The sequence below is a fragment of the Sphingobacteriaceae bacterium GW460-11-11-14-LB5 genome (genome assembly GCA_002151545.1).
Classification (GTDB): domain Bacteria; phylum Bacteroidota; class Bacteroidia; order Sphingobacteriales; family Sphingobacteriaceae; genus Pedobacter.
This window is the reverse complement of sequence record CP021237.1, coordinates 3836688-3851387: the sequence shown is the minus strand read 5'-3', so window position 1 is coordinate 3851387 and position 14700 is coordinate 3836688. Positions and strand designations below refer to the sequence as shown.

Below are 14700 nucleotides of genomic sequence, written 5' to 3'. Positions count from 1 at the left end.
GTAAGTTTATATATTTTTTCATTTTGATGTCGATTAGAAAGTTACGTTAACTCCGAAGTTATAAGTAGCGAATAAAGGATAAACGTTTGTATCAATTCCTGCATTCGTTGGAGCTCCGCCAACCTCAGGGCTGAAACCTTTGTATCCAAAAATATTAACAGCATTTTGTGCATTTACGAATAACCTTAAACGCTGCATTTTCATTTTGTTGCTAATTACTTGTGGAAGTGTATATCCAAGTTGAATGTTTCTCAATCTGATATAATCACCTTTCTCTACATAGAATGAATTAGGTGCATTATTTAAGCCACTAGCCAAACTTGCAGATGCATAAGTGTTTGAAGTTCCGGCACTCGTCCAGCGGTTACTAATGAAATCTTTAGTGTAATTTTCATTACCAAAACGGTTACTTAAGTTGGCATTAAATACATCAACATCTGCCACACCCTGAATGTCTAAAGTTAAGTCGAAGTTTTTGTAAGCAAAGTTGGTGTTAACACCGTAGGTAAATTTAGGATTCGGGTTACCAAGAACAACTCTATCTCTCAAGTCGATAATTCCATCACCATTAATGTCTGCATATTTAAAATCACCTCTTTTAAAACCTGGCCATGCAGCAGCTTCAGCATCTGTTTGGAAAACACCTTCTACTTGGTATCCGAAGAACTCACCTATTGGGCGGTTATTCACCGTTCTGGTAGAAAGGTATCCACTCGTAATACCAGCACCACCTCTGTAGATAGGGTTTGATCCTGAAGTTACATTTAATACTTTATTATTATTAATCCCCACGTTTCCACTAACAGAGTAAGAAAATCCTCCTTCGGTTTTATCTGCCCAGGTAGCAGAAAACTCAAAACCACGATTCTGAATATCTGCCTGGTTAGCAATTAAAGTGCTGTTTGCTGTACCTAAGTTTCCAAATACTGGAATATCGAAAATGGCTTGTTCAGTTTTTCTGCTGTAATAATCGGCTTCAACCGTTAATCTGTTGTTTAAGAATCCCATCTCTAAACCAACATCTGTTCCTGCACTTCTTTCCCATAATAAGAAAGGAGGAACGATTGAACGTATACTTGCACCTGTGTATGGAAGACCTCCGAAGATTGCAACTAAGCCAGCAGATTGATCAACTGTTTGAGTTGATGGGTTGAAAGGAACACCTGCGTTTCCAACTTTACCCCAGCTACCCCGAAGTTTTAAGTTACTAAAGATCTTTTGATCTTTCATAAATTCTTCATTCGAAATTACCCATCCAGCTCCGATTGAAGGGAAATTACCCCATAAGTTATCTGATCCGAAAAATTGTGATGCTCCATCTCTCCTGATCGAAGCATTTAATAGATATCTGTTTTTGTAACTATAATTTACTCTAGCAAAATAAGATGCAAATGTTGACAACTCTCCACTATCTGTAATATTTCGACTTGCTGCGTTTCCCAAGGCTAAATATAAGTCGCCTTCTGATGTGTAAGGAACATTTAATGCATCAGCATTAATGGTATACATTTTATTACGCTGAGCTGTTTGTCCAACAAGAACTGTTAAGCTATGGTCTGTCCATTTTTTATCATATGTTAAAGTGTTTTCTATAATCCAGTTTCTATTTTCGATGCGATCAATATCTAATCTACTGTTGGTATTTTGTTGAGTATTACTGGCTTTATAAACAGGAATATAACCTCGAACTTCCTCCTGGCCAAAATCACCACCGAAACTTGTTTTGAAAGTAAAATCTTTTAAAAATTTCAATTCTGCATACACATTACCAGTAACTTTATATTTTGTAGTTTGTTGATTGAAAAAATCCAGCGTTGCCTGTGGGTTCATGTTACTACCATTACCTAAGTTAAAGGCATTTGGATCTCCGTAGCTTCCATCAGCATTAAATACAGGAACAACTGGAGAAGCTGCGTACAATGCTCTGAAAATGGTTGAAGGAGCATCTTTAGATTTGCTTGATGTCGCCGTAACATTATATCCAATTTTTAATGGCTGGAAAATTTGAAAATCATTTGATAATCTTGCTGTATATCTTTTATAATTGTTGTTTTTAACGATACCATCTTGGTTTAAATAACCTAATGATAAGTTGTAGGTAGATTTCTCGCTTCCACCACTAATAGAAAGCTGGTGGTTCGTAACCAACGCTTCTCTTAAAACAACATCATACCAGTTAGTACCTTCACCTAAATTTGTATTTGCAAATAAAGGCTGAGCACCTTGAAGTGCATAAGCCTCATTAACTGCAGCAGCGTATTCACTAGCATTTGCCATTTCAACCTGATTGGTAACTTTTTGGAAGCCAACTGTACCATTATAATTAATTACAGCATCGCCTTTCTTACCTTTATTTGTTGTTACCAAAACCACGCCGTTTGCAGCTCTAATACCATAAATAGATTGGGCAGAGGCGTCTTTTAGAATACTGATGTTTGCAATGTCTGCAGGATTTAAGAAGTTGATATCATCGTACCAAACACCATCAACCACATATAAAGGGACACTTTTACCATAAATTGTTCCTGTACCCCTAATGGTTATTGTTGGAGAACCACCAGGTGTACCCGTATTGGTAATTGAAACACCAGCAACTTTACCTTGCAGTGCACCAACTGGATTTACTGAAGCTTGTTTTGAAATATCTTCCCCTTTTACCGAAGCCACAGCCCCTGTGACATCAATTTTACGTTGCGTACCATAACCTACAACCACAACCTGCTCTAGTTGTTGTGTTGATGAAGCTAATGATACATTCAGGGTAGTTTGATTGTTTACAGCTTGCTCAAGTGCTGTATAACCTACAAAGTTAAATACCAATGTGGCGTCACCCGGCACGCTTATAGAGTAGTTGCCGTTCACATCTGTTTGCGTGCCATTTTGTGTTCCTTTAACTAAGATAGTTACGCCTGGTAGAGGTGTCTTATCACCTCCATCAATTACCTTACCTTTTACAGTAATGTTTTGCGCTAGTGCTACGTTAATTGTTAGCAAACAAAATGCAGCGAGAACAGAAATTCTTGTAAAGATTCTTTTCATGCTTTATTATTAATTTAGTTTAATTGTTAGTTAAATGTGAGGTTGTTTTTGTTGATGTGCAAGTGTTTTTACCTCTACATTAATACATCAAAGGGTGCGATGGGGTATCTCAACGAAATAAACCAGATGCCATTTTAGGCTAAAAACGCAGTTTTTTTAGATTTTAACATAACATTAACACATGCACAAGTGTATAACTAACACTAAGTGTTTTGTGGGGCTAAGAAACCAGCCATGAGAGGTAATGATGTAGTGCCGATTTGGTAAGATAGCCAGAAAAAGACTCAAAAACTGTTTTTTATGCAAACGTTCCCGAGGCTTAGCGAAGTAATTTTGATCGCTGAATTTGATTATAGCGAAGATTAAAGCTCCATCAAAAACTCAGTTAAGTTTTTGTCGTGAGGTACCTCGAGCTTTTTGCGCAGGCGATACCGGCGTATTTCTACACCCCTTAAACTGATGTTCAACAGTGACGACATTTCCTTACTGCTCATGTTCATCCTGAGGTAGGCACAGAGTTTTAAATCGTTCGGAACAAGATCTGGATGTTGTGCTTTTAACTTTTTAAAGAAACTCTCGTGCGCCTCGTTAAAACTGTTTTCAAACAAATGCCAGTCACGTTCATCGTTCATGCCATCATTGATCACTTTCTGGATTTTGCGTGTCTGATCATCAGATAGCTTTTTCCCGTTTTCATCTTTTAATTTAGTGATCTCATCACTCAGTTTTTGGAGTAGTTCGTTTTTATAAACAAGGGTCATGGCTGAATTGGCCAGTTCTCTGTTTTTCGAGGCTAATTCGGCCTGTAATTTCTCCGTTTGGAGTTTGATGATCTGTTTCTCGTTGGTTTCAGTTTCCTGTCTTAATATCTCTTCCTGCTCCGCCTGTAAACGGTCGCTGATTTTTTGACTATCCCTGCGGAGTTTTCTTTCATAAATTTTCTTGCCCAGAATTAATACAACCACAAATAAGATGGCATAGCACAAAATGGCCCAGTTGTTTAAATACCAGGGGCGTAAAATGGTAAATGTGTAAACGGCTTCCTCACTTACTGAGCTGTCGTCTGTTTTTGCCCTTACTTTAAAAATATAATTGCCTGCACTTAAGTTGGTGAAATCTTTCTCTGTGGCATAAGTCCAGTCAGACCATGCCCTCGAATAGCCTTCTAAGTAAAACTGATATTTAACCTTAGCCTGCCGGTAATAAGGGAGTGCATAGGAAATACGGATATTGTTACGGCTGTTTTGGATCTCTGTTGATTCCTCGCAATTACCCGCTTCGCTGATGAGTGAAAACTTATCCGTAATATCCTCTACGCGCCTAATCAAGACTGCAGGAAGTTTTTGCTTTTGCGCATTGAGCCTGGCTGTTGGGTTATAGATCACAAAACCATCATCAACACTAATCAGGTAAATAGAATTGCTGATGCGGCTTATATTCTCATAATATTGAACCATCCGGCCATCTAAAATGCTAAACTGATTTGAATCTATTTCTACCTTGCCTGGTTCGCTAAAATTAACCAAAGCAGTTTTGCCATGATTGATAAACCAGTATTTTTTACCCCCTGCATTAATAATCTTATTGGAAGACTCAAAAGAACCAAGCTCTTTATTGAGGGCTTCGTATTTGGTGAATTTATCACTTAGCTCATCGTAGGTATAAAAGCCGGCATCAGAAGAAAAAACAATCTTGTTCTCTAGGTTGAATATATTAATGTTGTAATTGCCGGGAAGCCCGTTTTTTTCGTCGAAGTATTTAGTGCTGGTTACCCCCGCATAATTGGCACTTAAGCTAAGCTTATATAAACCTTTGTAGGCATGTGCCACCCAGATGTCTCCTTTGTTGTCTTGTTCCACATATCTTGATGGGGCATCAAAACCTGCAATTTTAGTAGCAAATTTTAATCCCGAAGCCGAAGATTCTGTATATAGCGAAAGCCCTGTATAGGTGCCCTGAATAAGGTAATTTGGATTTGAATTTAACTTTTTAATGGTCCAGCCACCTGAAGATCTCGATAGCCAGTCAATTTTATCGCCATTTACTTTAAATGTACCGCTGTTGTGACCACATATTAACTCATTATCGATAATGGTTAGTTCCCATACCTGGCCTTGTGAGTTGGGGATTAACTGAAAATTAAAGGGTAGGAGGTTATCTGGCGACCATTGGCTATAAAACAAGCCCTGATTGGTACCCAGATAAATTTTATTGTTGAAGATAATACTGGAATACACAGTTCCAAACTGACCCGTTTTATCGAAATAAAAATATAAGGGTGAATTAAGTTCTATCCGGTCGATCCCGTTATCCAGCCCTGCCCAAAGATTTTGCTCATTATCGGCATATAAACTTAAAACAGTATTGTTTTGTAAACCACTGGATTTATTGATGCGTTGAACAACTTTTCCATTTTCATCAATAATAATCAAACCGTTAAGGATGGTACCATATGCAAAATATTTGCCCAGTAAACTCACACCATTATTGAGCTGATAGGTTTTAAGATAGTTGTTGGCGCTCGTATTTAAGGGACTGAAATCTTTTCCATCATACGTAAATAGCCCGTTTTTACTTGTGCCGATGATCAGGCCATTGGTTTTATAAGGGAGAATAGACAATATGCCCTCTTTGCCCAGCTTTTCGCTGTTTGGGATATGGATTAATTGGTTACCAATAAGTTCAAATAAACCTTTTTCGAGCACCTCGATAATATACCTGCTGTTTACCTTATGAAGGAAAAGAAATGAGGACGGGGATTTTATGACCTCGATTTTGTTGTTTTTGTAGATAAAAATCTTCGAAAAAGATTGGAAAATTACCCGATTCTGGTCAACATAAATTTTCCAAACTTCATCATTGATTTTGACGCCTTTTGGTAGTAAATTGGTAAGTGAGCTGTAGCTTAGTTTGTTGTTCTTAATGGACCAGTAGCCGAACTCGCCAAAACTTCCTGTGTAAATCCTGCCTTTGTCTGTAGCGACTGATCGCACGATCTGCCTGTTCGGCATCTGGTATTTCTGCCAGTAACGCCCATCGAAAGTTAATAATCCTTCGGCATTGCCAAAGTACATTACGCCATTTTTATCTTTTGCTATGCTCCAGTTCTGGTTACCGGATGAATAAACAGATTTTGGATAATTTTCTATATAGGGAACGCCTATGCTTTTAATTTCTGATGCATAGGTATTTATAGCGAAGCAGCATAGCAGTATTAGCAGCCTGAAGTAGTTTAGCATAAAATGGTAACCGGGTAAAGCCATTATTACACAAAGTAAATGAAAAATTGTTTAATACGGGCGAGCGTTTAACCGTTGTCCTGGCGTTAATGGTTTTTTAGTTCATGGTTGATTGCCAAATTGCTTAGGTAAGTGGTTCATGTTACAGTTTATGGCTTATAGTTTGATGGTTCATAGCTAAGTGTGGCTAATACTCATTGCCTAATGCGATCGTCATGCTGAATTTATTTCAGCATCTTTCCTGCAAGGTAGACCCTGAAATGAATTCAGGGTGACGATACCATAATTTCACGATTTCAAGGGGTTATCACATTGATAATAACCCCTTGTCAGTCAGTTTGATCCGTTGAAAGATAAATTCTCTTGAAAAGAGGATTATATTTATAGTAACTTAATTTCTTTACGCCTTCACAGCAACAGGCTGCGGAACCTTTACATAATAACCAGTACCATCATACGGGCGCTTGCGTGGGTTAGTGGTGCATGCTGTTGAGCAGCAACCCTGAAGCTGATCGCCACATTCGTCGCATTGGGTAATGTGCTCATTACACTCCGGATTGGCGCAATTAATCATTTTTGGGGTAGTTTTACCACAGTTATAGCAAACCGAAACAATAGTAGGATTTACCTCATTTACATCAACTGCAATGCGGTTGTCGAAAACATAACATTTGCCTTCAAAGTCTTTACCACCAGCTTCTTTTCCGTATTTAATAATGCCACCGTGTAATTGATAAACATCATTAAAACCATGGTGTAAAAGCAAAGCAGAAGCCTTTTCGCACTTAATACCACCGGTACAATAGGTTAATATTTTCTTGTCTTTGTATTGGGCAAGTTGATTAATCTGCTCAGGAAAATCGCGAAAATTTTCAATATCAAGCGTTACTGCATTTTTAAATTTACCTAAATTATGCTCATAATTAGAACGAACATCAAGGATAATTACATCCTCATCATCCTTCATTTTCATGAAATCTACAGGTTCTAAATGTTTGCCTGTTTTTTCATTCGGATTAATGATTGAGGTATCCCTTAAACCAGAATGTACAATTTCTGATTTATAACGGCAATGCATCTTCAGGAAAGAAGGCTCTTCAACCTGGTCTATTTTAAATTCTGTTTTTGCAAATCTTTCATCGGCGTGTACCGCTTTCATATAAGCATCGCAAGACTCAACGGTTCCGGAAACCGTTCCGTTTAATCCTTCATCGGCAACGATAATACGTCCAACCAGGTCTAACGATTTACAAAATTTAAGATGATCGGCAGCAAATTGTTCTGCATCTGCTATGTAACTATAGCAATAGTAAAGTAGTGTCTGATATTTTTTCATAACGCTATTGATACCGTTGCAAACGGCGTTTAAAGCGGGGCAAAGATAGTAAAAAAGGTTGAAGGCTAAAAGGCTTACGGTAGAAGGCATTACCCTACGCCTTAAACCCTACACCTTCAGCCGTATTAAAATCCGTAAGAAATCCTAAATCCTTGTGTTAATTTACGTCCGCCATCATATGCAAAACCATAACTCGCCCTTAACACCAGACGCTGAATGCCGAAATAAAATTCTTTATAATTCCGCTTTTCGGGCGACGAAAGATAGCCTCCACCAATAAATTCTTCCAACTTGGCCTTACGGAGTAATGGAACTTTATTCATAAAAAAGCCTGCAAAATTATGTTCTAAATGCGCTTCGAAGTATTGTTGATTGGTGCTAAACTGGTAAAAATCTAAATATTGAAACTTTCTTAAGTTAGGCGGGAAGATGGTAGAGATGTTACCTGAAAAATGTTTGAAATCAGGATAATACATTTTGCTATTGTTCAGGAATTTACCTGCACCAACCAAAAATGAAGTATAGCCTAATAAACCTAATCCAATCCGATCCTGATATACCTCTGCCTTTACAAAATCATAATCAACATCACTGTTTAAAACATTGTTAAATCCTTTTTTGTACAAAACTGTAATTCTAGGGTATCGCGATTCGGTATAAAACTTACCATCAGGACGGGTAATGTATTTCTGACCAATGGTATAGGTTAAACTCGCGGTGGCACTTAATGATTTATAGGTAGGAAAGAGTAGTGTTTCAGTAGCTGGACTAAAAGGATTGTTGGATGTGAACTCCCTATCTTTTGCATCGAAGAATTTAAAGGTAGAATTATTGGTTAAGCTTTTGTTTTTGCTATAATCTACACTTACGCTTCCCTGCAGGCCAGTTGCCAGTTCTCTGGTGGTATTAATGTTAATAAAACTTTTCTCATAAAATTTGGAGAAGTTTTTTTCATAAAGTAGCGAGTTAATCGTATTGCCCAATGCAGTCATGGAGCCTAAGTTGTTCAGATCAAAAATGCCGTTTCCGAATGATGCACCTACACTTGCCCTTTTAAGGGGATTGTAATAGTAACTCCCGGTCAAACTTCCCGTAAGTTTTTGGTTGGCAAAACCGTATCTCAGTTCAGGACGAATGGAATAAGATCTTCTATTCTCGAAATCCTTTCTGTAAGTAATCCCATATTTTACCGCAAAACCTTCTACCGTATTGTAAAATATAGCTTTAAGCACCGGGTCAAAATACCAATATTCCTTATCGTACCGGTCGTTAATACTTACCCCTCTAAGCAACAGTTTGCCTATTCCGAACTTATTATTGTCTTTTTCTATTGAATCAAGGTATTTTTTCGACTCTTTTAACTTTGCAATACTGTCTTTTTTAACGTAATTAATTTTTTCATCTTCCGTTAAAGGAATAGGTCTGTTATTGGTCCAGTAAGCGGAATCTTTTTTATTAACCATTTCCGTTATTTTCAGTATTTCACCATTGAAGAAGTTTTTAGGAAACTTTGGATCGATATTGTAGTTGCTATAAATACCCACGTAATAACCCGCAATTTTAAATCCCAGCACATTTCCGGCAAACTGAAAATTAATGGCGGTAGGCATATAAACATCCTTAACCTTGGTAAATTGCTGACTGATGTTTAAGGTATCAATAAAATTGATCCCTGCGTTTTTGGTTAGGTAAACATCGGTATTGTATATTCTCCAGCTGTCGTCGATAATATAGATAATCCCTCTGAATACCGGGTCGTTTTCACGACGGGGAATCACCTGGATTTTGTGGATCAGCTCTCCGTTTTCTTTGGTTTCGCCGAGTAATTTGTATTTATAATAAAATAAGGCATTATCTGCAATTGGAGAGATGAAGCCCCTCGCACTCAATTTGTTTTCAAGCAGGTAATTGTCGTAGAAATTAATAATTAGATCAGATGCCTTATTAAAACTAAAAGAATTATTTCTCCCGGCAACTTTTGAAGAGATCATTTCCTCATGCACATCATTTGGATTTCTGAAATTAAACTTGCTTTGAGATTCTGATAAATAAATGATGCCCTTTCTGTTGGTATCGAGCTCTAACACTTTTTGGATGTCCTGGCCAAAGAACTTTTTAGGAGCACCCCTTAAACGTTGTACACCTTTTATATAAACATCGCAACTAAACGCTTTAACCTCATTTAGATGTGTTTTTCTCTGTTTAATGGCCTTACGGATAATGGCGTAAGCCGGATCTTCAGCATTTGCCCTGATGTTTACGTTTTCTAAAGTATAACTCTCTGATGTTAATGTTACATTAAGCGACTGATCTGCTGAAAGATTAATAATATGATCTTGCTGTTTATACCCCACGGCCCTAAAACTTAAAGTATATTGGCCGGTTTTTAATTTCATAGCGTATTTCCCATCAACATTTGCCGATGTTCCACTGGTTGTACTTTTTAAATAAACCGAAGCAAAAGGAATAGGTTGTCCACTATTATCTTTAACTGTACCTGTAATGGTAAACTGTTGTGCTAAAATAATATTGGTAAGGCTACAAAAAAACAGGAGCGCGCAAATTCTTATCATAAGTTAGATTAGTAAGCTATAAATATCGAATAACTTTTAAGACTATACATATAGGTGTGTGTTAAAGTTTGTTAAGATCGAAAAAAAATAATCTGGATAGACGGTTTTTAAAAATAACACCAGATTGGCATTGATTACTGAATTGATCAAACGTTTGTCTGCAAAATATAGGGATAAAATTGCCTTTTTAGGTCAGAAAAGACTTTTTTTTATAACTTTGGACGTAAAATCAACCATATAAAAAGGCCATGTATAAAACATTACAACCTGTTCTTCAAAAAGAACTTGAAGAAATCGAAAACGCTGGATTATTTAAACGCGAACGTATTATTATTACACCTCAGGGTGCCGACATTAAAGTAAGCGGTGGTGCTGAAGTAGTCAACTTTTGTGCAAATAATTATTTAGGACTTTCTTCTCATCCAAAAGTGATAGAAGCGGCTAAAAAAGCAATCGACGATCATGGTTATGGAATGTCTTCAGTGCGTTTTATCTGTGGAACACAAGACGTGCACAAAGAACTGGAAGCTAAGATTTCTAAGTTTTTAGGTACTGAGGATACCATTTTATATGCTGCGGCATTTGATGCAAATGGTGGCGTTTTTGAGCCATTGTTTAATGCAGAAGATGCGATTATTTCTGATGAATTAAATCACGCATCAATTATCGACGGGGTGAGATTGTGTAAAGCACAACGTTTCCGTTATAAAAATGCCGATATGGAAGATTTGGAAAAACAATTAATTGCAGCCAAAGATTGCAGACACAGAATTATTGTTACCGATGGTGCTTTCTCTATGGACGGCTCTGTTGCTCCATTAGATAAAATTGCTGATTTAGCTGATAAATATGAGGCATTGATTATGATTGATGAATCGCACTGTACTGGTTTTATTGGTAAAAACGGTCGCGGAACGCACGAGCATTTCAATGTGATCGACCGTATCGATATCATTACAGGTACATTAGGTAAGGCATTAGGTGGTGCATCTGGTGGTTTTACTTCTGGTAAGAAAGAAATTATCGATATGTTGCGCCAACGCTCACGTCCTTATTTGTTCTCTAATACCTTAGCACCGGCAATTGCAGGAGCATCTATTGCGGTATTGGATATGTTAAGCGAAACCACCTCATTAAGAGATAAATTAGAAAATAATACAAAATATTTCCGTGAGAAAATGACGGAGGCTGGTTTCGATATTAAACCAGGTTTCCACCCAATTGTTCCGGTAATGTTGTACGATGCAAAAATTGCACAGCAATTCGCCGCAAAAATGTTAGAAGAGGGTATTTATGTAATCGGGTTCTTTTATCCGGTTGTACCTCAGGGCAAAGCGAGGATTCGTGTACAATTATCAGCCGGACACGAGCAACATCATTTAGATAAGGCTATTGCAGCATTTACCAAAGTAGGTAAAGAATTAGGTGTAATTTAAAACCTGCTGATCTACGATAACTATAAAAGCCGCTTAAAGCGGCTTTTATAGTTTATGGGTTCATTTTCTTTTATAATGGTATTGTAAACAGATTATTTGAACTCATCAACCCTAAAATTATTGGATATTTTGCTGTATATTTGAAGCCATGTTACAGGATAAAATAACACAATATACCGATAAAATTAATGCTTTCGTAACTGAAAAAGCAGACGAGTTAGAGCAATTCCGCATCAAATATTTAGGGAGTAAAGGTATAATCAAAGAAATTTTCGACGAATTTAAATCGGTTTCTGTTGAGGAAAAAAGATCATTAGGTAAAGTTTTAAACGAGTTTAAACAACTGGCAGAATCTAAATACCTCACTTTAAAAGAATCTACAGAAAATGCTGAAGCGAAAACAGAAAGCATACAACAGGATTTAACTTTACCTGGCGAAGGTTTCGAAATTGGTTCGCGCCACCCTTTAGCACTGGTACGCAGAGAAATTGTAGAGATTTTTGCAAAACTTGGTTTTACAGTAGCAGAAGGTCCTGAAATTGAAGATGATTGGCATAATTTCTCCGCACTAAACTTCCCTGAAGAGCATCCTGCAAGAGATATGCAAGATACTTTTTTCATAAAAAAAGGTGGTGAGAAAGGCGATATTGCTTTACGTACGCATACTTCCTCAGTACAGGTGCGCATGATGGAACAAGGTCAGCCGCCATTCAGGGCAATTATGCCGGGCCGTGTTTACCGTAATGAAGCCATTTCTGCCCGTGCACACTGCTTTTTCCATCAGGTAGAAGGGTTGTATGTTGATGAAAATGTTTCATTTGCCGATTTAAAGCAAACCTTATTTTATTTTGTTCAGGAATTATACGGAGAAGGTACCAAAGTGCGTTTCCGTCCATCATATTTCCCTTTTACCGAACCATCTGCAGAGATGGATATTTCTTGCACCATTTGTAAAGGTTCTGGCTGCCAGCTTTGTAAATACAGTGGTTGGGTAGAAATTTTAGGTTGTGGTATGGTCGATCCAAATGTTTTGGAAAACTGTGGTATCGATTCAGAAAAATACAGTGGTTTTGCATTTGGAATGGGAATAGAGCGTATTGCCAATCTAAAATATGTAATTAAAGATTTGCGCTTATTCTCTGAGAATGATGCGCGTTTCTTAAAGCAATTTAAATCTGCTTTAATTTAATGATGAAATACCTATACGGCATATTGTTTGTACTGCTCATTACCACAGGTTGCGGTAAAGATGAAGGTTACATTCCTGATGTGCCTGTAAATTATAATGTAACGATAACCGAATTTAGTCTGAAATCGGTAAATAACGTATTGGTCGTTTCGAATAACGGGGTAGGTGGACTACTGATTGTAAAAACACCACTTGGAGGCTATGTTGCTTTCGATCGCTGTAGTACCGTAAACCCGGAGAAAATCTGCAAGGTGGCCCCTGATGACAGTGGAGTAACAGCAACCGACCCTTGTTCGGGTGCTAAATTTTCACTGCTTGATGGTAGCCCTCAAAAAGCACCGGCAGAAAGAAGCTTAAAAGCATATAATGTTTCTTTGCAAGGCAATACACTAATACACGTAAGCAATTAAAATGGAAGCTGAAAAAATAAAAGAAACAGTAAAAAAGGCTGCCAAAGAACTCTTTAGAAAATACGGTTATCACAAAACCAGTGTAAACGAAATTGCAAAAAAGGCCCGTATCGCTAAAGCAACTATTTACAAATATTTTGAAAGTAAGGAGCAGGTTTTAGATAGTATCCTGATGGATTACCTGGATCAAAACCTTTATGAAATATTGCACAATAAAGTAAGTTACGCTTCAGAAGAAGAGCACTTAAAAGCACTGGTAATGAAAACAAGCCGATTATCATTTACGGCATGTAATGAATTTATCGGTTGGGATTTTGTTCGTGAAAATGCTAACTCACAGGAATTTTTAAAACATTTATCAGATCAGCTGGAAGCTTTGTTATTGGCTGCTTATTTGCAATTGGATAATTTTAAAAATAATCCTGCAAGAAGAGAAGGATTAGCCTTTTTACTCAAGGCAAGTAAAAGCATTGTGTTTTCATTTGCATTTACTTCCGTTAGCGATTCTGACGTTCGTAAAAACTTTGTAAGTTTCCAGAAAGAAATATTGCCTTTTTTGGTAAAAGCAGCACTTTAAATAGAAAAGTCTTTAAGGACAGGTTCGTCATCTCGACCGGAGTCTGGCGGAGTGGAGAGATCTAAATCAAAAGTGCTCTCCAGATAGATTTAGCTACGCTGAGCAATCGTGTTTCTCGGCTGCGTTGCACTTCACTCGAAATGACGATAACTCGCATCCAATCACCAGTTCAGCCGCTGCTACTGATTGTAATAATCTTTGATTTTAAATTTTTGCACAGTTCTTTTTATTTTTCCATCTACAAGTTTTTGAGTAATCACCGTCACGTTATCTGCGATGCTCGAATCTTCAATAACTGATGAATCTTCATATGGTACGTTTTTAGTATCAAATTTGTAGTTGATGGTTTTATCAAAACAGCATCCATCTTTTTGATGGATGGCAATTTGCTTTGTTTTTTTATCAATATCAAACATGCCCAGATTTTCGCTCGCCAGTTTGGTAAGTTCCTTACTCAGTAGGAATTTATTTTCTTTTGATGATAAATAGACTTCATATGATGGGCTGGCATAAGCGCCATTATTACCATTTCTAATGGCGAGATCTTCAAGGCCGTCAAAATTAAAATCCCCAAAAATTAAAGGGGTTTGGTATTTTCCGAGTTCCAGCCATCCAAGTTTGGCATTTTGAGTTTCAGTTAAGCCGAAATCTAAATCTTCAGAATGGAAAGTGTTCACTTCGCTGTCTGAGACCTTATCATAAATAATAATTGTAGCTTTTCCGCTGCAAGCATTTCCTTCACATTTATCGACAAAAATTTTGGCTTTGTATTGGTTGGAACTGTTATTGGCCAGGAATTTAAACTGCGCTTTCGAAGTATGGGTTATCAGTAAAATACTGCAAAAGATGATCAAACTTTTCATTAAATATTTTTTGCTAAAATTACATCAATATCACCCGC

General features: G+C 37.3%; 9 protein-coding genes. 4 read left to right on the top strand and 5 right to left on the bottom strand.

Going from position 1 to position 14700, the window contains the following annotated elements; genetic code table 11:
* Positions 1–33 precede the first annotated feature (33 nt).
* The 4 genes from CA265_15300 to CA265_15285 form a co-directional block, all read right to left on the bottom strand.
* Complete coding sequence (locus tag CA265_15300; GenBank protein ID ARS40942.1) at positions 34–3039, bottom strand: SusC/RagA family TonB-linked outer membrane protein; 3006 nt, start codon at positions 3037–3039, stop codon at positions 34–36.
* 362 nt (positions 3040–3401) lie between these two features.
* Positions 3402–6302 carry a transcriptional regulator gene (locus tag CA265_15295; GenBank protein ID ARS40941.1) on the bottom strand — a complete coding sequence of 967 codons (2901 nt, stop codon included), beginning with the start codon at positions 6300–6302 and terminating at the stop codon, positions 3402–3404.
* Positions 6303–6678: 376 nt separating this feature from the next.
* Positions 6679–7614 (bottom strand): hypothetical protein, encoded by a 936-nt coding sequence (locus CA265_15290; protein ARS40940.1) that lies wholly within the window; start codon positions 7612–7614, stop codon positions 6679–6681.
* Positions 7615–7739: 125 nt separating this feature from the next.
* Positions 7740–10187: a hypothetical protein gene (locus CA265_15285; GenBank protein ARS40939.1), complete on the bottom strand. Its 2448-nt coding sequence runs from the start codon at positions 10185–10187 to the stop codon at positions 7740–7742.
* Positions 10188–10435: 248 nt separating this feature from the next.
* Between CA265_15285 and CA265_15280 the strand changes: the two genes are divergently transcribed.
* From CA265_15280 to CA265_15265, 4 genes are all read left to right on the top strand, one after another.
* Positions 10436–11623, top strand: coding sequence for a glycine C-acetyltransferase (locus CA265_15280; protein ID ARS40938.1), 1188 nt, complete (start codon positions 10436–10438; stop codon positions 11621–11623).
* A gap of 148 nt (positions 11624–11771) precedes the next feature.
* The gene (locus CA265_15275) at positions 11772–12812 is read left to right on the top strand and encodes a phenylalanine--tRNA ligase subunit alpha (GenBank protein ARS40937.1); all 1041 of its coding nucleotides are present in this window, start codon (positions 11772–11774) and stop codon (positions 12810–12812) included.
* Entirely contained in the window at positions 12812–13222 is a 411-nt protein-coding gene (locus tag CA265_15270; protein ARS40936.1) for a hypothetical protein, read from the top strand. Before CA265_15275 ends, CA265_15270 begins: the two co-directional genes overlap by 1 nt.
* A gap of 1 nt (position 13223) precedes the next feature.
* A complete protein-coding gene (locus CA265_15265; GenBank protein ID ARS40935.1) occupies positions 13224–13799 on the top strand; it encodes a TetR family transcriptional regulator in 576 nt (191 codons plus the stop codon).
* A gap of 179 nt (positions 13800–13978) precedes the next feature.
* Here CA265_15265 and CA265_15260 read toward each other — a convergent pair whose 3' ends face one another.
* A complete protein-coding gene (locus CA265_15260; GenBank protein ARS40934.1) occupies positions 13979–14662 on the bottom strand; it encodes a hypothetical protein in 684 nt (227 codons plus the stop codon).
* Positions 14663–14700: the final 38 nt, after the last annotated feature.